Annotated in this window: 20 protein-coding genes; 11 read left to right on the forward strand and 9 right to left on the reverse strand. The window is 36.6% G+C overall.

What is annotated here, in order from left to right; genetic code table 11:
- Positions 1–369 precede the first annotated feature (369 nt).
- The 6 genes from ACHUE4_RS00005 to ACHUE4_RS00030 all read right to left on the reverse strand — a co-directional run bounded on the left by ACHUE4_RS00005 (position 370) and on the right by ACHUE4_RS00030 (position 7,440).
- Positions 370–1,557: an MFS transporter gene (locus ACHUE4_RS00005; protein ID WP_394187215.1), complete on the reverse strand. Its 1,188-nt coding sequence runs from the start codon at positions 1,555–1,557 to the stop codon at positions 370–372.
- Between the two features lie 563 nt (positions 1,558–2,120).
- Complete coding sequence (locus ACHUE4_RS00010) at positions 2,121–3,194, reverse strand: ABC transporter substrate-binding protein (RefSeq protein WP_394187216.1); 1,074 nt, start codon at positions 3,192–3,194, stop codon at positions 2,121–2,123.
- On the reverse strand, positions 3,191–3,994 hold the full coding sequence (locus ACHUE4_RS00015) for an ABC transporter permease (RefSeq protein ID WP_394187217.1): 804 nt from the start codon (positions 3,992–3,994) through the stop codon (positions 3,191–3,193). Before ACHUE4_RS00015 ends, ACHUE4_RS00010 begins: the two co-directional genes overlap by 4 nt.
- Positions 3,978–4,802, reverse strand: coding sequence for an ABC transporter permease (locus tag ACHUE4_RS00020; RefSeq protein WP_394187218.1), 825 nt, complete (start codon positions 4,800–4,802; stop codon positions 3,978–3,980). Before ACHUE4_RS00020 ends, ACHUE4_RS00015 begins: the two co-directional genes overlap by 17 nt.
- Entirely contained in the window at positions 4,792–5,898 is a 1,107-nt protein-coding gene (locus ACHUE4_RS00025; protein ID WP_394187219.1) for an ABC transporter ATP-binding protein, read from the reverse strand. Before ACHUE4_RS00025 ends, ACHUE4_RS00020 begins: the two co-directional genes overlap by 11 nt.
- Positions 5,899–5,988: 90 nt before the next feature.
- On the reverse strand, positions 5,989–7,440 hold the full coding sequence (locus tag ACHUE4_RS00030; protein ID WP_394187220.1) for a magnesium transporter CorA family protein: 1,452 nt from the start codon (positions 7,438–7,440) through the stop codon (positions 5,989–5,991).
- A gap of 68 nt (positions 7,441–7,508) precedes the next feature.
- On the opposite strand from ACHUE4_RS00030, the gene ACHUE4_RS00035 reads away from it, so the two are divergent.
- From ACHUE4_RS00035 to ACHUE4_RS00060, 6 genes are all read left to right on the forward strand, one after another.
- Complete coding sequence (locus ACHUE4_RS00035) at positions 7,509–7,778, forward strand: hypothetical protein (RefSeq protein ID WP_394187221.1); 270 nt, start codon at positions 7,509–7,511, stop codon at positions 7,776–7,778.
- Positions 7,779–7,968: 190 nt separating this feature from the next.
- Positions 7,969–8,511: a peroxiredoxin gene (locus tag ACHUE4_RS00040; RefSeq protein ID WP_394187222.1), complete on the forward strand. Its 543-nt coding sequence runs from the start codon at positions 7,969–7,971 to the stop codon at positions 8,509–8,511.
- A 79-nt stretch (positions 8,512–8,590) separates the two neighbouring features.
- A complete protein-coding gene (locus tag ACHUE4_RS00045; protein WP_394187223.1) occupies positions 8,591–9,043 on the forward strand; it encodes a TlpA family protein disulfide reductase in 453 nt (150 codons plus the stop codon).
- 250 nt (positions 9,044–9,293) lie between these two features.
- A complete protein-coding gene (locus ACHUE4_RS00050) occupies positions 9,294–11,039 on the forward strand; it encodes an ABC transporter ATP-binding protein (RefSeq protein WP_394187224.1) in 1,746 nt (581 codons plus the stop codon).
- 15 nt (positions 11,040–11,054) lie between these two features.
- Positions 11,055–12,869: an ABC transporter ATP-binding protein gene (locus ACHUE4_RS00055; protein WP_394187225.1), complete on the forward strand. Its 1,815-nt coding sequence runs from the start codon at positions 11,055–11,057 to the stop codon at positions 12,867–12,869.
- A 62-nt stretch (positions 12,870–12,931) separates the two neighbouring features.
- Positions 12,932–13,591 (forward strand): potassium channel family protein, encoded by a 660-nt coding sequence (locus ACHUE4_RS00060; protein ID WP_394187226.1) that lies wholly within the window; start codon positions 12,932–12,934, stop codon positions 13,589–13,591.
- A 150-nt stretch (positions 13,592–13,741) separates the two neighbouring features.
- Here ACHUE4_RS00060 and rnjA read toward each other — a convergent pair whose 3' ends face one another.
- Both rnjA and ACHUE4_RS00070 read right to left on the reverse strand, forming a co-directional pair.
- Positions 13,742–15,409, reverse strand: coding sequence for a ribonuclease J1 (gene rnjA, locus ACHUE4_RS00065; protein WP_394187227.1), 1,668 nt, complete (start codon positions 15,407–15,409; stop codon positions 13,742–13,744).
- Between the two features lie 4 nt (positions 15,410–15,413).
- Entirely contained in the window at positions 15,414–15,623 is a 210-nt protein-coding gene (locus ACHUE4_RS00070) for a DNA-dependent RNA polymerase subunit epsilon (protein ID WP_394187228.1), read from the reverse strand.
- Between the two features lie 280 nt (positions 15,624–15,903).
- On the opposite strand from ACHUE4_RS00070, the gene ACHUE4_RS00075 reads away from it, so the two are divergent.
- Entirely contained in the window at positions 15,904–16,677 is a 774-nt protein-coding gene (locus ACHUE4_RS00075) for a Cof-type HAD-IIB family hydrolase (RefSeq protein WP_394187229.1), read from the forward strand.
- A gap of 51 nt (positions 16,678–16,728) precedes the next feature.
- On the opposite strand, the gene def is transcribed toward ACHUE4_RS00075, so the two are convergent.
- Entirely contained in the window at positions 16,729–17,295 is a 567-nt protein-coding gene (def, locus tag ACHUE4_RS00080) for a peptide deformylase (protein WP_394187230.1), read from the reverse strand.
- A 142-nt stretch (positions 17,296–17,437) separates the two neighbouring features.
- Here def and ACHUE4_RS00085 point away from each other — a divergent pair, with 142 nt between their 5' ends.
- From ACHUE4_RS00085 to ACHUE4_RS00100, 4 genes are all read left to right on the forward strand, one after another.
- A complete protein-coding gene (locus ACHUE4_RS00085) occupies positions 17,438–18,082 on the forward strand; it encodes a YkyA family protein (RefSeq protein ID WP_394187231.1) in 645 nt (214 codons plus the stop codon).
- Positions 18,083–18,339: 257 nt separating this feature from the next.
- A complete protein-coding gene (pdhA, locus tag ACHUE4_RS00090; RefSeq protein ID WP_394187232.1) occupies positions 18,340–19,455 on the forward strand; it encodes a pyruvate dehydrogenase (acetyl-transferring) E1 component subunit alpha in 1,116 nt (371 codons plus the stop codon).
- A gap of 3 nt (positions 19,456–19,458) precedes the next feature.
- Complete coding sequence (locus ACHUE4_RS00095; RefSeq protein ID WP_394187233.1) at positions 19,459–20,436, forward strand: alpha-ketoacid dehydrogenase subunit beta; 978 nt, start codon at positions 19,459–19,461, stop codon at positions 20,434–20,436.
- Positions 20,437–20,466: 30 nt separating this feature from the next.
- Positions 20,467–21,876 carry a dihydrolipoamide acetyltransferase family protein gene (locus ACHUE4_RS00100; RefSeq protein WP_394187234.1) on the forward strand — a complete coding sequence of 470 codons (1,410 nt, stop codon included), beginning with the start codon at positions 20,467–20,469 and terminating at the stop codon, positions 21,874–21,876.
- Positions 21,877–21,878: the final 2 nt, after the last annotated feature.

The raw sequence follows: 21,878 nt of genomic DNA on the forward strand, positions 1-21,878 counted from the left end.
AATCCTGTGTAGTCAGCATAATGACAAATTAATTTGCGGGTTTTCTCCGATAACCTATATTCAATTGGTTCCACATTTACGTACTTTGGCTTAATATATTTAATTCTGACCATCTCCCTTTTTATGGTAAAAATTAGTTTATTAAAAAGTATAGCAATTGGTGTGCCATTTTTCTTCTTACACTAACTATTGTTGGTGAACTCTTTCTTATACCAATTGTATACCAAAAATTCATAATTATATACGCAAATATAGAAATACTAATAAAAAAAGGGACACCAATTCATATACGAATTGATCTCCCTTTTGTTTTACTTATTTGGTTTTTGTACTTCAAAACAGAACCCGTTACCGAATCGGATCTACCTTTTATGTTTCTTGTATTAGAGTAGGCTTGCGAGCAGATGACAATGCAATCGCAAAACAAATGAGTAAGACGAGTGTTCCTGCGATGTAAGGGAAGCTCATATTAATATCAAATAAGATCCCAGCAAGTGCTGGACCCACCATATTCCCTAAACTCATATAGGCGTTGTTCATACCAGCTGCAAAACCTTGCTCACTCCCAGCCTGTTTCGATATTAATGTATTTACTGCTGGTCGCAATAAAGAAGCAGCTGTAAAGAACACACTTGAAACGATTAGAATAGGCCAAAATCCATCTACAAATAGAACACTAATCATTGCTAAAGCAGAAACAAGTAAATTCACTAAAATAACTTTAAATTCACCAAATCGCATAAACAATTTATTAATAACAAATGTTTGAACGATTACCCCGACAAATCCGCCCATCGTAATTAAAATAGCAATTTCACCAGGAGTAAAGCCGTACTTTTTATCGACGTATAAGGCAATCGTTGCTTGGAAATTTGCTAAACCAAAAGAGAACACAAAGACGACAATTAACATAATAAAATAAGGCGTTGTCGTGGATCTCTTCATTTGAGCCCATAAATTTTCTCTTTTTCGAATTAAGTCAGTTTGTACAACTGGTGGTTTCGTGTTTGGTAACACGAACATTGAAATAGCTGCAGAAATCAGTGCCGCAGCAGTGGCCACGTAGAAAGGGAAGCGCAAACTAACTTCTGCTAAAAACCCTCCAATCGCCGGTCCAATCATGAAGCCAAGTGACATGGAAGCACCTAGTAATCCCATTCCTTTTCCGCGCTCTTCTTCGGTAGTAATATCCGCTACGAAAGCCATCATTGGTGGGACAATAAATGCTGAACCAACGCCACTAAAGAATCGTGCTAAAAAAAGAATCCATAAATCAGAAGCCATACCGAACATTAATTGCGATAAACCAAAGATTACTAAGCCAACAATTATTAAATACTTTCGACCAAATTTATCTGATAAATCACCTGCTAAAGGTGAAAATAAGAATTGGGAAAATGCAAACATCGCTATTAGAAAACCTAAAGCTTGTCCTGCCACACCAAACGTATCTAAGTATTCAGGCATGATTGGAATAATCAAGCCGATTCCTGACATCGCAATAAACATATTAAACATCAGAATATATAGTGCAAAGCGATTCGAATTACTCGCCATAATAACATCCTTCTTTCTTGCTCAAACTGTTTCGAGTATCTAAAAGTTTAACACAAAATAAAAAAAATGCCATTAGAAGACTTGGGTGAATATTTAGTTATATGTCAGTTGGTGTATGGTCGCTTCTTGGTTAGAATAATGGCGATCTTGGTTAGAATTTTGAGGTTCTCAGTTCGAAAAATCGCATTCTTGGTTAGAAGAATTGCCATCTCAGTTGTAATTGTTCATATGTAATTGTCTAGGAAGCAAGATTTCAATAGGGGGCTATCCAACAGAAAAGGCTGCAAAAGCATAGCGTGCAGCCCCAATTAGCCCTGCCCGCTTCGCTTGGCAGGTGTTTCTGTTGGTGAATGGGCTCAGTTAGAGATTTGGCGATCTTGGTTAGAATTTTGAGGTTCTCAGTTCGAAAAATCGCATTCTCAGTTAGAAGAATCGCCATCTCAGTTGTAATTGTTCTTAGTTGCTTCTTTGATTCGGACTTTAAGCAATTTCATTGTGATAAAAAGAAAAAGGGGAGTCCATAAAAGTCATTAAACAAGACTTTTAGAACTACCCCTTTATATTTATTGCGCATCCATTTTAAACTCTAAAAATAATTCGTTATATGTGCCAAGTGTTTCTAGACCTAAATTTTCATAGACTTCGAGACGCTCACGCATTTCTTCGGTTGGATAGAAACGTTCATCACCCGTTACCTCTGGGTCCATTAACTCAATCGCTTTTTCGTTAGGAGTCGAGTAGCCAACGTAATCCGCATTTTGTGCAGCGTTTTCAGCATCTAAAATGAAGTTAATGAATTTATGTGCTCCCTCTACATTGGCAGCTGTTTTCGGAATAATCATGTTATCGAACCATAAATTTGAACCTTCTTTAGGTACTGCATAATCGATATCTTCATTGACATACATGATATCGGCAGCTTGACCAGACCATACTAACGCGACTGACGCTTCATTTCTTCGAAGCGTTTCAACAATTTCATCACCGATGATTGCTTTAATATTGGGAGACAATGTTTTTAATTTGTCCGTCGCTTCTCGCAGTTCTTTTGGATCCTTTGAGTTCAATGAATATCCGAGACTATTTAGTCCCATTCCCAAAACTTCACGAGCACCATCAACTAAAATAACTTCACTCTTTAAGGATGGATCCCATAAATCGTCCCAGCTTTCGAATGTTTGTCCATCAAGTAAAGTGGGGTTAAAGGCAATTCCTACAGTACCCCAAAAATAAGGAATGGAATATTCGTTTCCAGGATCAAAAGGTAAATCTAAGAAGTAAGGATCAATGTTCTTTAGATTTGGAATTTTACTATGGTCGATCGGAATTAACATATCTTTTTCCTTCATTTGTTCAATCGCATACTCAGATGGCATAGCGACATCATAGGCTGTTCCACCTTGTTCAATTTTCGTCATCATCGCTTCATTTGAATCGAATGTTTCATAAATGACGTTGATGCCCGTTTCCTCTTCAAATTGAGTGACTAAATCTGTATCGATATATTCACCCCAGTTATAAACCGTTATTGTGTCTTTTCCAGTACGACCCGAACTTTCACTCAGTTGAGAGTGCGCATAAAACAGAAGTCCACAAGTAATGACGATAATCACGACTGCTCGAATGATGTCCTTCATTTTGGAACCCCCGTTCTTAGTGGGTTTTTCGTGCGATTTGTCACAGCATAATACCCGAGCACTAATAGTAATGTAACGATAAATAATAGGCCAGATAGAGCATTTATTGTTAATGTAATGCCAGCACGAGCCATGGAATAGATTTCAACTGAAAGAGTGGTAAACCCATTTCCTGTTACAAAGAAAGTAACAGCAAAATCATCAAGAGAATAAGTAAGGGCTAAGAAGAAACCTGCAAAAATTCCTGGTTTAATGTATGGAATAATAACGCGAGTTAGTAACTCACGTTTTGATGCGCCTAAGTCGAGCGCTGCGTCAATTAAAGAACTACTCATTTCTTGAAGCTTCGGTAAAACCATAATCACAACAATGGGTACACTAAAAGCAATATGAGAAATTAGAACAGATATAAATCCTAACTTCACCCCAATGATGGTGAATAAAATCAAGAACGACGCCCCAATAATAACATCTGGACTTACAATCAAAATATTATTAAGAGATAAAAGGGCATTACGTGATTTGCGATTGCGCATATACACGATGCCAATCGCACCCATGACGCCAATTGCAGTTGAGATTAAAGCTGAAAGTAATGCAATAATCACTGTGTTAATTAGGATAAGCATTAATCGAGTGTCAGCAAAGACAGCTCCATAATGCTCCCATGTAAACGACTCAAAATTGGACATATTGCCTGCACTATTGAAAGAGTAAAAAATCAAATACAGAATCGGCATATATAAAATGATAAATACGAGCGTCAGATAGACTTTGGCTAATTTACTTGTATTGCCCATTTGCCAACGCCCCCTTATCTTTTTGCCCGGTTAAAAACATCACGATAAACATGAATAAGATTAAGAATACGGCAATGGTTGATCCCATTCCCCAGTTTTGTGTAACTAAAAATTGTTGTTCAATCGCTGTTCCTAATGTAATGACTTTATTTCCAGCTATTAATCTAGTAATCATGAAAAGTGATAAAGAAGGGATGAATACAGCTTGAATTCCTGCCTTGACACCATTAATCGTAAGAGGAAGGATCACTTTAGAAAATGTTTTCCAAGATGAAGCCCCTAAATCACGTGAAGCATCAATTAGCGTTGGATTCATTTTGTCCAATGAATTAAAAATCGGTAAAATCATGAACGGAATAAATATGTAAACTGAGACGAAAATGAAGCTGAAATCGGTATACAATAATTGTTGAGATCCTATCCCTACTTTTTCAAATAATGTGTTCACGGGTCCAAACAATCCAAAAATGCCAATGAAAGCATATGTCTTTAACAATAAATTAATCCATGACGGAATAATTATTAATAATAACCATAACTGTTTATGCTTCGTTTTGGTTAACCAGTATGCAGTTGGATATGCGATTGCTAAAGTAAACACGGTGATTAAAAATGCATACCAGAAAGAGCTAATTGTTAATTTTAAATAAACTGAGGTAAAGAAGTTTTGATAGTTTTCGAACGAAAAGTTACCTTGTAAATCGAATAATGAAAAGTAGAGAACAAGTGCAATTGGTGCAATAACGAATAAAAACATCCAAACAGAATAGGGGATTAAATATATGGACCGATTCGAATTATTTTTCATGTAACGAAGCTCCATATGATTCAAGTCGCTTGTCAAAATCTTCTTCGGTTTCATTTAAACGCATGACATGAATCGCTTCTGGATCGAAATCTAATCCAATTTTATCTCCCACCGCTGCTTTTTTCGTTGAATGAACCAACCATTCATTACCGTCTTGATCCAAAGTTGATAATTCAAAGTGAACACCTCTAAAAAGTTGTGTATCGACAGTCACAATCATTTTCCCTTGTTCAATACTCGTAATCTCTAAATCTTCTGGTCGAATAACAATATCCACTTTTTCATTTGGGTTTAAGCCTTGATCGGTACACTCAAATTCCTTGCCGCCAAACTGAACGCGATAATCTGCAAACATGATACCTGGTACGATGTTAGATTCTCCAATAAAGTCAGCCACAAAGCGGTTGATTGGTTCGTCATAAATATCAATTGGTGTTCCACTTTGTTGAATTTCCCCGGCATTCATTACGAAAATTTCATCAGACATCGCGAGGGCTTCCTCTTGATCATGCGTAACGAAGATAAATGTTTTCCCTAATCTTTGTTGCAACTCTCTTAATTCATATTGCATTTCAGTTCTTAACTTTAAATCTAGTGCGGATAGAGGCTCGTCCAATAGAATAACTTCAGGATCATTGACGATAGCTCGAGCAATTGCCACACGTTGTTTTTGTCCACCTGACATTTCTACGATTTCTCGATTTTCAAATCCTTCTAAGTTCACAAATTTTAACGCTTCTAATACACGACGATTCACTTCGTCTTTCTTTAACTTCTTGATGCGTAGACCAAATGCAACATTCTCAAATACATTTAAATGCGGGAACAAGGCATAGTCTTGAAAGACGGTATTTACTTGGCGCTCATTAGCAGGGACCTTATTAATGTTCTTCCCATTAAAATACAGATTCCCGCTCGTCGGCTCCATAAATCCAGCAATTAATCTTAATATCGTTGTTTTCCCACAACCTGAAGGACCGAGTAACGTGTAAAACTTGCCTCGTTCAATTTCAAAACTAACATTATTTAGAACAGTCCCGGCACCATCATAGGATTTTGAGACTTGATCAAATCGAATAATTGATTGGTTCGACATAAAAACCTCCTGAAAATCGTCTATTTCATTACATTATTTTATTAAAACATTTTTTCGCAAGAAAACCTATAGGATATGGAAGTTCATCCATTATTTATTTTGATCGCGTCTCCATTTTCGGTATTTCTTCCACAACGCTTTTCCACCAGTTGTTACTAATAAAGTTACTGATAATGAAATTCCTCCTAAAGCTGTAATTAATGAAATCCATTCAAAAAAAGAATATCCAGGAACTTTTGACCAATCAGTTTTTCCTTTCCAATCTTCAATAACTAGATTCATGCCATAAATTCCTGACACGACAGTAAATACAGTTAACATAAATAAAAGCATATTATGACGTTTACTTGCCTTGTTTTCTTGTGCGCGATATAAGTCTTGGAGAGTATGTTTCACTTCATCAAATAAAGGATCTAAATGAAAAGTTTCTCGGTAGGTCTTTGTTAATTCTTTTCCTTCTGTGCGTGCTGAAATTTCACCAAAGTAATAGCGTGAAGAAAATAAGGAAATGAGTTCGATTAATTCTTCAACATAATCTTCATCTTGTTCCCATTCTAATTCGCTATATTCAAAAGATAATCGTAGCAACATAATCTTATAGAAATAATGAAGCAAAAGATTATAATAATGTGTGCCCATAAATTGAGAGATAGGACGTTCCAACTGATGCCACTCTTTGGTGGATAATGTCACTTGGGCATGTTCTGATGTAATGGTATAAGAATCAGGTGCCCATCGATTATGGGAATGATGTTTTAAGTAACGTTCAATATAATCCATATTTGTAGTAGACATAAATGGGCGACCTTCTTCGTTTTTTCCATCCAATTGCCCAATTCTATATAATTGGTCAGGTTTTATTTCCTGTCCGGAAGGTGCGATTAAAAAGGCTGATGAGATCATACGTTCATCTTCGAAAAATGGCAAACTGCCAAAATAACCCGATCGTTTGTCATCATGAATAATGTGATGCTTGATTTCAGGACAAAGATAATCAAAGACAAACTCATTTGTTGAGTGAAATACTTGATTATCGGCTTTAATGACTGCTCCTTCTTCTTCATCAATCCTTGGTTCGAGCACTCTAAAATGATTCATGAAATTTAATACTTCACTAAGTTCATTTTCGGTCTGATTCATCTCAGTTCGAATGGTGATTAAGCCAATTCCAAAAGGACAAATGGTTACATCGACACTATTAACGGTAAAACGGAAAGAATCACCGTGCACTTCTTGTGTATAGTCTTGACTTATTTTTTTAGAAAAACGTAAAAACCCGTCATCTGAAATCGTATGAGGAAATAACTTTCTTTCAATGAAAGGAAGGAAGTATTGATCAAGTTCTTTGTTATCTACTCGAATAGATGGACCATAAAATGCATCTTCTAGTTCTGTTTTATTTAATTGAAAAAATGTATAACCCTGTGAATTTAAATGATCTCCAATCTTTTTTCGATTCTTTTCTCGATATGAAAAAGGGAAAAGAAATGTCATATGAGCTTGATCGATTGGTATCGGATTTATTTCAGCTTTTTGATCCATAGTTTCACGCTCCACTCTTGTTCTTTGCTATTTGTATGTTACCATAAATGGATAAGGAGATGATGTCCTTGGGACGCACGATGCTATTATTTCTAGATCCTAAAATACGTGAATTCAAGCATAAACAAAAAGAAGTAGAAGGTGTATTCCTTCTTATTAATAAACGTGTTATCGAACGACAAGAACTGGCTGACTTCTGTCATGATTGTTTTACGCCATTGTCTTATCACGAAACATTTGATGCATGCTATTGTACAAAATGTAATGCATGGCGTGAAGAAGTCTGTACGGATCCTACATGTGAATATTGCGATATCCGACCTAAGCGACCATTATAGGATTTGCTAAAGGTCTTTTTTTATGTTCGTTTACACATTATTAGACCGAAAGTAGCCATACTAGCAACATTGACAATGAAAAATGCAGTACTGATTTATTGATTTGTAAAACTGAGTTTGTTATCCTTGAAACTGGATTGTTCAACAAGTTAGTTGATTGAACATAATATACATCTTTGGAGGTTTTCACATGACTGAACGTATGGTTGGTAAACAAGCACCCCGATTTACAATGGATGCGGTGTTAGCAGATAAGTCTTTCGGCAAAGTAAGCTTGGAAGAAAACATGAAACAAGATAAATGGACTGTATTGTTCTTTTATCCAATGGACTTTACATTTGTTTGTCCTACAGAAATTACAGCGATGTCAGATCGTTACGATGAATTTGAAGATTTAGACGCTGAAATTATCGGTGTTTCTACAGATACAATTCACACGCATTTAGCGTGGATCAATACAGATCGCCAAGAAAATGGATTAGGTGAATTAAAATACCCATTAGCTGCAGATACGAATCACTCAGTATCTCGCGAATACGGTGTTTTAATTGAGGAAGAAGGAATTGCACTTCGTGGATTATTCATTATTAATCCTGAAGGTGAAATGCAATATCAAACTGTTTTCCATAATAACATCGGCCGTGATGTAGATGAATCATTACGTGTACTTCAAGCACTTCAAACTGGTGGCCTTTGCCCAGCAAACTGGCGCCCAGGTCAAAAAACGCTTTAATAAGTCAAATTCAGTTCCCCACGCATACGATAAGCAGTGGGGAATTTTGAACTTTTAACATGATTTGGAGGATATGGATATGAAATTGCGTGCACCAATGCCTGAATTAACAGGTGCTACTTCTTGGATTAATGGAGAAGTAACAAAATCTCAACTTGTTGGAACGAAACCAACATTGATTCACTTTTGGTCAGTTAGCTGTGGGCTTTGTAAAGAAGCAATGCCAGAAGTTAATAATTTTAGGGATCAATACAAAAAGGATTTAAATGTAATCGCAGTTCACATGCCTCGTTCTGAAAAGGATATGGACTTAAAAGAAATCAAGAAAATTGCAGCTGAACATGATATTACTCAACCAATTTTTGTCGATAACGATATGACATTAACAGATGCTTTTGATAATCAATATGTTCCTGCATATTATGTATTTGATAAAGAAGGTCAATTACGACATTTCCAAGCAGGTGGAAGTGGAATGAAAATGTTAGAGAAACGCGTAAATCGTGTTCTTGACGAAACTAAAAATGCATAACCTAAAAACGTTTGAGATTTTTATCTCAGACGTTTTTTTAATGGACTTTTTTACACTGACTATCTCTTATCGAACAAGGAAAGCAGAAAAGAGGATAAAATAAATTCCAAACGACACACTTCGACACGAATTATTGGAGTGAACAAAATAAATTTAGATTAATTGAAAATATCAGTCAAAAGGGGGTGGTTATTTATTTCGGAATCCGATATATTAAATACTATGTCTTTTGCATTAGGGGGAAATGAATATGGAAATTTTTAAAAAGTTAAAAGAATATTACTGGCCGAATAAACACTTATTCTTCTGGTCATTATTTATGCTTTTAATCACTTTGCTTATCACAGTTGCGTATCCAATCATTTTGCAACAAACGATTGACCGAGTAATTACGGGAGAACAATATGATCTCGCGTGGACTCTTGCAGGTATTTTTCTCGCATTAATGGTGGTTAAAGGAATTGCGACGTATATTGGTCAATATACAGGCGATATGTTTGGGATTCGTTCTGTTTATGAGTTGCGAAATGCACTCTATGCTAAATTACAAAGATTACCTTTTAGCTATTATGATAATGCGAAGACGGGCGATTTAATGTCTCGATTAACAGCAGATGTCGAAGGATTCCGATTCTTTTTATCTTTTGGTTTTGTTGAGTTATTCCGTTTAGTATTTTTAGTTTCTGTTTCATTGTGCGTTATGTTTTATTATTCAGTTTCCCTCACTTTCGTTTCCATGATGGCGATGCCCCTTTTAGTTGTAGCTGTTTTACGTTTCGACAAAAAAGTACATCCAGCTTTCCGAGGAATACGTAAGTCATTTGGTAAATTAAATACGAATGTACAAGAAAACATTAGTGGAATTCATACAGTAAAATCTTTATCACGTGAATCATTTCAAATAAATAAATTCAACGATTCAAACAATGATTACAAAGATCGCTATTTATTTACATCTGATATTTGGGCGAAATACTTCCCTGTGATGGAATTCCTCGGCAATATTAGTGTCGTATTCCTATTTGGTTATGGTGGATTCCTCGTAATGGAAGGTCAATTACAAATAGGGGAGTTAGTCGCATTCTATAGTTTGCTAGGATATATTATTTTCCCGATTATGAACTTAGGATTTACAGTCAATTTATTTTCCCAATCTAAGGCATCAGGAGAGCGACTACTTGAAGTAATCGAAGCGCCTGAACCAATTCATTCGATGGAAGGTGCAATTGACGGTTCTCATATGAAAGGACAGGTAAGCTTTGAAAATGTGACCTTGCAATATCGCGAAGAGGATCAAGTTGCTCTTGATCATGTTAACTTAGAGGTTGCTGCTGGAAAGCAAGTCGGTTTAATTGGAGCTACTGGATCTGGTAAAACAAGTCTTACTCAATTATTAACTCGTTTTTACGAACCAACTGAAGGCGTCGTTAAAATTGATGGCATACCAGTTAATGAATATACGCTACCTTCACTGCGATCAAAAATAGGCTTCGTGTTACAAGAGTCATTCTTGTTTTCTTCATCCATTAAATCGAATATTTCATACGGATATCCAGATGCTTCTATGGAAGAAATTATAGATGCTGCAAAACGTGCAAATGCGCATGATTTCATCATGGAGTTGCCTAAAGGCTATGACACGATGTTAGGAGAACGTGGTCTAGGTTTATCTGGAGGACAAAAACAAAGGATTGCTATTGCACGTGCATTATGTCAAAATCCAGCCATTTTAGTATTAGATGATGCGACAAGTGCAGTTGATATGAAAACAGAACTTCATATTCAAGAAGCATTAGAAGAAGTAATGAAAGGACGTACAACGTTCATCATTGCTCATCGGATTTCATCGGTTAAACACGCAGATGAACTAATTGTGTTCGAGCATGGGAAAATTGTGCAACGGGGAACACATGATGAATTGATACAAGAAGAAGGACTATATAAACGAATTTATGAAATTCAATACAAAGACCAATTAGACAATGTTTACGCATAGAAAGGCGGAATCATCATGACAAAACAAATAAATCCAAGTGTACTAAAGCGATTCCGCTACTCAACAGATGAAGCAATTGATGCTCCATTTAACTGGCAACAGCTTGCGAGATTGTTCACATATGTAAAACCGTATTCGAAAAATTTGTTACCAAAAGCATTTATCTCCGTAACAATCACAACGTTAATTCGCTTATTGATTCCCATCTTAATTGGGGTTTACGTTATTGATCAAGCACTTACGAATAAAGATGCAGAATTTTTATCAATTCTTGTTGGTATAATTGCCGTACTTTATGTCATTAACACTGTTGCGAATCGATTTCGAATACAATGGATGAACGAATTAGGTCAAAACGTCATCTATGATTTAAGGAAGCATTTATTTACACATGTTCAATGGCTTTCACATCGATTCTTTGACCAGCGATCAGCTGGATCCATATTAGTACGTATTATGAATGATATTAACTCACTTCAAGAATTGTTTACGAATGGTGTCATCAATTTATTGATGGATATTTTATTACTTGCTGGTGTGTTGATTATTCTCTTTACTTTAAGTCCACCATTAGCATTAGCCGTATTAGTTATACTGCCATTGATGTTCTTTATTTCAACGACATTGAGAAAAAACATCCGTCGTTCATGGCAAGATGTGCGAATGAAACAAGCAAAAATTAATTCACATTTAAATGAAAGTATACAAGGAATGCGCATTACTCAATCATTTACTCAAGAAGATGAGAATATGGCGTTCTTTAATGGGATTAACGAAGAGAGTTTCGAATCATGGAGAGTTGCAACGAAAAAGAACTCCATGTTTAGACCTTTTGTTGAAATGACGAATGCAATTGGGTCAGTTGTCCTAATCATTTATGGTGCGTATTTAATTCAAAATGGTCAGTTGGATTTAGGGGAATTTGTGTCATTTGCGTTTTACCTAGGGATGTTTTGGGAACCAATTTCTCGCTTAGGGCAAGTGTATAACCAATTATTAATGGGGATGGCTTCTTCAGAAAGAATTTTTGAATTCTTAGACGAACAGCCGTTGGTCCATGAAAAAGAAAATGCGATTTCAGTCAAACAAATTAAAGGACGTATCGAATTTGAAAAAGTTGAATTTGGATACGAATCTGATAGATTAGCTCTTAAAGGAATTTCAATCGACATGAAAGCAGGGGAGACCGTTGCATTAGTAGGTCACACTGGTTCAGGTAAAACGACGATTGCGAATTTGGTCGCACGATTCTATGATCCAATTAGTGGTGTGGTTAAGATGGATGGCACTGATATTCGTGATCTATCATTAAGTTCACTGAGAGAACAAATTAGTATTGTCTTACAAGAGACATTCATTTTTTCTGGTACGATCATGGAAAACATTCGCTTTGGAAATCCACATGCATCTGATGAAGAAGTAATTAAAGCAGCAGAAGCTGTGGGAGCTAATCGATTCATCGAGAGATTGTCGAACGGTTACGAAACGGAAGTTGAAGAGCGTGGGAATATTCTATCTGTTGGAGAACGTCAATTGCTTTCGTTTGCACGTGCTTTATTGGCAGATCCACGTATCATTATTTTAGATGAAGCTACCGCGTCAATTGATACGGAAACAGAACTACAAATTCAAGAAGCATTACGAACATTGCTGAAAAATCGTACAGCGATTATGATCGCTCACAGATTATCTACGATTCGTGAAGCAGATCAAATCATTGTGTTAGAACATGGTCGAGTATTAGAATCAGGCAATCATGATTCCCTAATGACGGAAAAAGGTCATTATCATCAATTAGTGATGTCTCAATTTTCAACAGATGTAAATTGAGTTTGAGTGCTTGAAATAGTTGTGGTACACTATGCTCATTCGTTAAGTACGGAGGTTGAAAGATGAAAAAAGAATTCGTAGTAATTGGCCTCGGTCGATTTGGTGGGAGCATCGTAAGAGAACTTATTGAACAAGGCGCAGATGTTATGGCTATTGATAAGTTTTCAGATCGAGTAGATGAGTTTGCGTCGATTGCGACTCAAGCAATTGTAGCGGATACAACGGATGAATCGGTTTTAAAATCACTAGGTATCCGTAATTTTGAACATGTAATTGTGGCGATTGGGGAAGACATTCAATCCAGTATTTTAACCACATTAATGTTGAAAGAAATTGGTGTTAATAAAATAACGGTAAAAGCTCAAAATGATTACCACGAAAAAGTTTTACGTAAAATAGGTGCCGATCAAGTTGTGCATCCTGAACGTGATATGGGCATTCGAATCGCCAATCATATGATCTCAAATAATGTACTAGATTACCTGGAATTATCAGATGAGCACTCCATTATGGAGATTATCGCAAATGAATTTCTGGCTGGCTCAACCTTAATTGATCTTGATATCCGTGCTAATTATGGAATTAATATCGTAGCAATTAAGCGAGGAACCGAAATACTAGTGTCACCGCAAGCAACAGAAGAGATTCTTTTGAATGACATTTTAATTGTTATTGGTGCCGATTCAGATATTATCCGCTTTGAAAAGAAAGCAATGCACTAAATGAGGGGAGGGCCACGTGCTCTCTCTTTTTTGATAGCGGAAAGCGAAAGAAGAAGTTGACCACCTTCGTAGTCATCATCTTTATTTATCATCAATCAAAAACCACAGCCAACACCAGATTAGGTGTAAGCTGTGGTTTTTAAGTTTGATTTACACTTCCATTATGACTGGTAGAATCATTGGACGGCGTTTTGTTTTTTCATATAAGTACGGACCAAGTACATCCGTTATCTCATTTTTCAATTCAGACCAAGGAGTTGCCTTTGATTGAATTGTTTTTTGTAAATGACGATTTAGCATATGTTGAGCTTCATTAATCATGGCACCAGATTCTCTCATATAAACAAAGCCTCTTGAGATAATATCTGGTCCAGAAACGATTTTTTGTCGTTCTTGATCGGTACTAATGACAACAATGACTAGGCCTTCTTCAGAAAGAATTCGACGATCTCTTAAAACGATATTGCCGATATCCCCAATTCCGCTACCATCAATGTATACATCACCTGATGGAATTCGACCCGCAACAGCAGCTTCATTTTGGCTAAGTGCTAATACGTCTCCGTTTTCCATGATAAATGTATTTTCAGGTTTCACGTCACAATCAATTGCAAGTTCTGTATGAATTTTTAGCATACGATACTCACCGTGAATTGGCATGAAGAATTTAGGTTTCATTAAACGAAGCATTAGTTTTTGTTCTTCTTGAGAACCATGTCCAGATGTATGAATATTGCTTAATGGACCATGAATAACATCTGCACCAGCTCGAGTTAATAGATTAATTGTACGATTTACGCTGCTACGATTCCCTGGAATAGGAGATGACGAAAAGATAACCGTATCAGCAGGTTGAATTTGAATTTGACGATGTGTCCCGTTAGCGATACGAGACAACGCAGCCATTGGTTCACCTTGACTACCTGTACATAAAATCATGACTTCATTTGCAGGTAAACGATTTAAAGTTTGTGTATCAACAAACGTTTCGTTAGGAGCATTTATGTAGCCTAGTTCTCGACCAATATTAATCGCATTGTCCATGCTTCGACCAAATACAGCAATTTTACGGCCATGCTCAATTGCTGATTCAACGACTTGTTGAACTCGGTAAATATTTGATGAGAATGTAGCGAAAATAATACGTCCATCTACTTTACGGAAAATTTCAGATAAGCTTTCGCCAACTTTTCGCTCTGACATTGTGAAGTTTGGCACTTCAGCATTTGTACTGTCAGAAAGTAAACAAAGGACGCCATCTTTTCCGATTTCAGCCATTTTCGTTAAGTTTGCTGGTTCACCAACAGGTGTAAAGTCGAATTTGAAATCCCCTGTGTGAACGATATTGCCCGGAGGAGTTTTTACAACAACTCCATATGCATCTGGAATACTATGAGTTGTTCTAAAGAAACTCACAGAAGTTTTACGGAATTTAATCACTTCGTCTTCAGTAATGACATGCATTTTTGTCGTACGGAGTAGACCATGTTCCTCAAGTTTGTTGCGCAATAAGCCTAAAGCTAGTTTGCCACCATAAACAGGAACATTTAATTGTTTCAGCAAATAAGGAATACCACCGATATGATCTTCGTGACCGTGTGTAATAAACAAACCTTTAATCTTGTCCACATTTTTCACAAGGTACGTGTAATCAGGAATGACATAGTCAATCCCAAGTAAATCATCTTCAGGGAATTTAATACCTGCATCAATTAATATTATTTCATCTTGAAATTGCACACCATAAGTGTTTTTACCGATTTCGCTCAGTCCGCCGAGTGCGAAAACAGCCGCTTGATCATTCTTTACAAATTTCATGTGGTTATACTTTCTCCACGTTAAAGTTTGCTGCAGCTTGTTCGTACTCTAAATGGTTCCCTTCAAGTAACTGAACAAATTCAATGTTATACTTGCGATCTTTAAGCGCATAGCGAACTGCTCGCTCTGAATCTGCTTCCATATAAAGGCTTTGTGTGTTTTCGCGAACTGGCACTTCAAGCACATTTTCTTGATAATAAACTTTGTAGATCATGTTTCGCTCTCCTTTTTCACGTTCAAAATAAAATCATTCTCTTTATATTATCATGTTGCTCTTTTAAAATAAAGAAAAGCCCTACTATAAATAGTAGGGCATAAAATTAAGCAATCGTCTTTTTACCGAGTATGCCGCCCAGCCGTCTTAATAATTTCTTTTTTAGACGCTTTAACATGGCAAATCACTCCTCATACCTCATTATACGATTAATTGCAAGTATTGTAAAGGATGTCCGACGAATTGCCAGAATATTCATTCGAAAGGAAGATTAATAAAAATGAAGAAAATATGTTTCTTTGATATTGATGGAACTCTATATAATACAGACAAAAAATTACCTGAAAGTGCTAAGAAAGCGGTATTAGAAGCTCGTGAAAATGGACATGAAATTATCATTGCAACAGGTAGAGCGCCGTTTATGATTAAAAACGTCTTAGAAGAGTTACAAATTGATTCGTATATTTGTTTCAATGGTCAGTATATCGTATATAAAAATGAAATCGTTCATCAAGAGGCGTTAAACGCTGAAGCACTTAATCAAGTAACAAAATTTGCTCAAATTAATAATCACCCACTTGTGTACATGAATGCAGAAAAAATGATTTCTTCATTACCGTATCATCCTCATGTGGAAGAAAGCATAAAAAGCTTAAAGTTTCCTCATCCAGAACATGAAGAACATTTTCATGAGAATGAGCACATTTATCAAGCTTTAGTTTTTTGTTTAGAGGATGAAGAAGGTAAGTATCATCAAGAGTTTCCGGAATTTAAGTTTGTGAGATGGCATCGCGTGTCAGTAGACATATTGCCGAAAGGTGCTTCTAAAGCAAAAGCCATCCAGTTGTTAATTGAAAAATTTGGACTAGTATTAGCGGAAACCATCGCTTTTGGTGATGGGCTAAATGATATTGAGATGTTAGAAGCTGTTGGATTCGGTGTTGCCATGGAAAATGGTCATGAAGAAGCTCTTAAAAGAGCAAAATACGTAACGGGACATGTAGATGAAGATGGATTAGCTGATGCAATGCGGTATTTAAATCTCATTAAATAATGACATAAAAAAACCAACAGTATCTGAGATCGATATTGTTGGTTTTTCCTCTTAATCTTCTTTCGTATTGCGTTCAAACGGGGTCGAATTTGGAATTTCTGCAAAAGGGTCGGTTGGATTGATGCGATCATAAAACATGATCCCATTTAAATGATCCAATTCATGTTGGAATGCAATTGCAGGTAATCCTTTTAAACGCATTTTAAATGGACTTCCATCAGGATAGTATCCTTTTACAGTGATGCGCGCGTACCTTGGTACATAACCTTCGATTACGCGATCTACACTTAAACATCCCTCTCCAGTAGTTAAATATGTTTGTTCTACTGAATGACTAACAATTTTAGGGTTAATGGCAACGAAAGTAATTGGGTCTTCTTCACTTTCGATATGAAGTGCAAACATCCTTTTCGACTGGTTAACTTGAGGTGCAGCAATTCCGATGCCTGGACGCAAATCATACCTTTCAATCATTTCGTCATCTTGACTGTTGATGACATAATCTAATAAATCTTTTGCTAGTTTTGCATCCTCTTCATTCAGTGGCAAGTTTACTTCTTCAGCTTTTATACGAAGTGAAGGATGTCCTTCACGAACGATATCTTTCATTAAAAACATGATGGTCTTCCTTTCTACAATACAAATTCTACATCAAGTATACCGAAGGAACCCTAAAGTGGAAATAAAAAGGACGACTTTTGGTCAGTTGAATTTTTCAACGTGAACGTCTATAGTATAAAAAGGTTTAGGAGGTAGAGATATGAAAAAAGGTTTAATTGGGTTAGTACTAAGTTCGACAATTGTGTTATCAGGCTGTACTTTTGGGGCATCCGCTCACGAACAATTATCAGAAGCACTATCTACTATTTATGAAGAAGAAAAAGGATATCGCGAGGCACAAAAAGAATTAGCTTCTTTAGAGAAAAAAGAACAAGAAACTTTTAATGAAGTGATGGCTTTAACGCAAGAAGATACTGAAAAAGTGAAAACATTGGTATCAGAGTTAAACGGTTCAGTTGAACAGCGCTTAGCTTTATTAGAAGAAGAAAAGCAATCTATGAAGAATGCTGAAGATAAAGTTTCTGCTATTGAAGATGTGGCAAGCGAAGTGAAAGACGAAAAGTCAAAAACTTCTATTAAAGAATTAGATAAAGCATTGGACGATCGCTATGCTGCTCATGATAAAGTATCAACAGAATACGAAGCTTTAACTGAGAAACAGACTGTTTTGTATGAAATGTTATTGAATGAAGAAACGAAACAAGAAGATCTACAAAATCAAGTTGCGGAAGTAAATAGTCAAAATGAAAAAGTCCAAGAAGCAATCCAAACATTTAATGACTCCACGATCGCGATAAATGAATTAAAATCAAATGTATATAGTACACTTTCTAGTGAAAAATAAAACGATCTCTTCGGAGGTCGTTTTTTCTGTGCTATAAAAGGAGTTGTGAATAGGAACTGTCATATAATACAGATGATGTTTTCGAGTGGTACAGTTTGTTGTAATTTGAATATTGAATAATTAATGATTTGTTTACAATGTAGAGTTTGCAATGATTGACCCCGAAAATAAAGTTAAGTATACTATGGAAGAATGCATATTGTATCACTTGTTTTTTAATGATTTTTTAATACAGTTCTAAAAGGAGAGGTGTTAATATGGCAGCAAAAAATGCCAAACAAATGGGACCAGTTGAAACCCTTCAAGCAATTGAAGAAAAGTTTGTTATGTTCCAGATTTTAAATGAAGAAGGCGAAATTGTTAACAAAGACGCAGATCCAAATTTATCAGATGAAGAATTAGTAGAATTAATGAAACGTATGGTTTACACACGTATTTTAGACCAACGTTCAATCTCTCTAAATCGTCAAGGTCGTTTAGGGTTCTATGCACCAACTGCTGGACAAGAGGCTTCTCAATTAGCTTCTCACTATGCTCTTGAAAAAGAAGACTTTATTCTTCCTGGATACCGTGATGTTCCACAAATGATTTGGCATGGTCTTCCATTGTCACAAGCTTTCTTATTCTCACGTGGACACTTTATGGGGAACCAAATCCCTGAAGATGTAAAAGTATTCCCACCACAAATCATCATTGGCGCTCAAATTATTCAAGCTGCTGGTGTTGCATTAGGAATGCAAAAACGTGGTAAAAAATCTGTAGCGGTAACGTATACAGGTGACGGTGGTTCTTCACAAGGAGATTTCTATGAAGGAATTAACTTTGCTGGAGCATTCCGTTCTCCTGCAATCTTCATCGTGCAAAATAACCAATATGCGATTTCAACACCTCGCGAACTTCAAACAGCTGCGAAAACAATCGCACAAAAAGGAATTGCCGCTGGTATTCCAAGTATTTTAGTTGATGGTATGGATCCACTTGCTGTATACGTGGCAACTCGTGACGCTCGTGAGCGTGCAGTCAATGGGGAAGGCCCAACGTTAATCGAAACATTATGTTACCGATATGGACCACATACAATGGCTGGAGATGACCCAACAAGATACCGTACTTCTGAGACGGATTCTGAGTGGGAGAAGAAAGATCCATTGGTCCGCTTCCGTGCTTATTTAGAAGCAAAAGATCTTTGGAATGAAGAAAAAGAAAACGAAGTAATCGAGCAAGCAAAAGAAGAAATTAAAGATGCTATTAAAACAGCAGATGCTGCTCCAAAACAAAAAGTGACGGATTTAATGGAAATTATGTATGGCGATGAAATGCCATTCAACTTAAAAGAACAATACGAACTTTACAAAGAGAAGGAGTCGAAGTAACCGATGGCACAAATGACGATGATTCAAGCAATTACGGACGCACTCCGTACAGAGCTTAAAAATGATGAAAACGTCCTCGTCTTCGGTGAAGACGTAGGTAATAACGGAGGAGTATTCCGTGCAACTGAAGGTTTACAAAAAGAATTTGGGGAAGACCGCGTTTTTGATACACCTCTTGCAGAATCAGGTATTGGTGGATTAGCGGTAGGTCTTTCACTAGAAGGATATCGTCCTGTTCCAGAAATTCAATTCTTCGGATTTGTTTTTGAAGTAATGGATTCAATTAGTGGACAATTAGCACGCATGCGATTCCGTAGTGGTGGTAAGTACCATGCACCAGTTACAATTCGTTCACCTTTTGGTGGTGGTGTTCATACACCTGAAATGCATGCTGACAGTCTTGAAGGTTTAATGGCTGCTCAACCTGGTTTAAAAGTAGTTATTCCTTCATCACCATATGACGCAAAAGGTTTATTAATTTCATCTATTCGTGATAATGACCCAGTTATTTTCCTTGAGCATATGAAATTATACCGTTCATTCCGTGAAGATGTTCCGGAAGAAGAATATACAATTCCTTTAGGTGAAGCTGCTATTAAACGTGAAGGAACAGACTTATCAATCATCACTTACGGTGCAATGGTTCACGATAGTCTTAAAGCAGCAGAAGAACTTGAAAAAGATGGTTTCTCTGTTGAAGTAATCGATTTAAGAACAGTTCAACCATTAGATATTAAAACAATTATTGCCTCTGTTGAAAAAACAGGTCGTGCAATTGTGGTTCAAGAAGCACAAAAACAAGCTGGTATTGCTGCAAACGTAGTATCTGAAATTAATGAACGTGCTATTTTAAGTTTAGAAGCACCAGTTTTACGTGTAACAGCTCCAGATACGATCTTCCCGTTCTCTCAAGCGGAAACGGTTTGGTTACCAAATTCGAAAGATATTGTATTTACAGCTAAAAAAGTTTTAACGTTCTAATAAACACTCACAAAAGAAAGGGTGAATTAAATGGCATTTGAATTTCGTTTACCGGATATCGGTGAAGGCATACACGAAGGTGAAATCGTCAAGTGGTTTGTAAAAGCAGGCGATACCATTGGTGAGGACGACATTTTATGTGAAGTCCAAAATGACAAAGCAGTTGTTGAAATTCCATCGCCAGTTGCTGGTAAAGTGGAAGAAGTTCTTGTTGAAGAAGGAACGGTAGCAACAGTAGGTCAAACATTAATTCGAATTGATGCTCCTGGTTATGAAGACCTTAAATTTAAAGGTGACCATGAAGATGAGCCAAAAGCAGATGAGAAAACTGAAGCTCAAGTTCAAGCAACAGCTGAAGCGGGTCAAGATGTAGATAAAGAAGAAACAAAAGAAGAACCGAAAAAAGATTCAAAAGAACAAGAACCGACTGAAGCAACAAAAGCTGCTCCTAAAACTGAACAAACAACTTCAAAACAAGAGAAAGATCCTAATGGCCGTGTGATTGCAATGCCATCAGTTCGTAAATTTGCTCGTGATAATGAAGTAGAAATTTCTCAGGTGAATGGTTCAGGGAAAAATGGTCGAGTGATGAAAGAAGATATAGAAGCGTTCATGAATGGCGGACAAGCTGATTCTTCTTCTGAAGCAGAACAACAGTCTACAGAAACTAACGAAGCTGCTCAAGAAGAAAACGCAGGCAAAGAAACGAAAGTTGCTGCACCTGCCCTTGAAGGCGAATTCCCTGAAACACGTGAGAAAATGTCTGGTATTCGTAAAGCGATTGCAAAAGCAATGGTTCATTCTAAACATACAGCTCCACACGTAACGTTAATGGATGAAGTTGATGTAACTGAATTAGTGGCTCATCGGAAGAAGTTCAAAGATTTAGCTGCTGAGAAAAATGTTAAATTGACGTACTTACCTTATGTTGTAAAAGCTTTAGTTAGTACATTACGTGATTTCCCTGACTTTAACCGTTCGTTAGATGATGAAGCAGGTGAAATTATTCAAAAGCATTACTTTAACATTGGTATTGCAGCTGATACTGAAAAAGGGTTACTCGTTCCAGTCATTAAACATGCGGATCGTAAATCTGTATTTGCGATTTCAGATGAAATTAATTCACTTGCTGGTAAAGCACGTGATGGCAAATTGTCACCTTCAGAGATGAAAGGTGCTTCATGTTCAATCACGAACATCGGTTCAGCAGGTGGTCAATGGTTTACACCAGTTATTAATCATCCTGAGGTTGCTATATTAGGTATTGGACGTATTGCTGAAAAACCAGTAATTAAAAATGGTGAAATTGTAGCAGCTCCTGTGTTAGCATTATCATTGAGCTTTGATCATCGAATGATCGACGGTGCGACTGCTCAGCATGCTTTAAATAACATTAAACGTTTGCTTAGCAATCCAGAACTTTTATTAATGGAGGCGTAAAA

It is taken from the genome of Paenisporosarcina quisquiliarum (genome assembly GCF_043641925.1).
Lineage (GTDB): Bacteria > Bacillota > Bacilli > Bacillales_A > Planococcaceae > Paenisporosarcina > Paenisporosarcina quisquiliarum_A.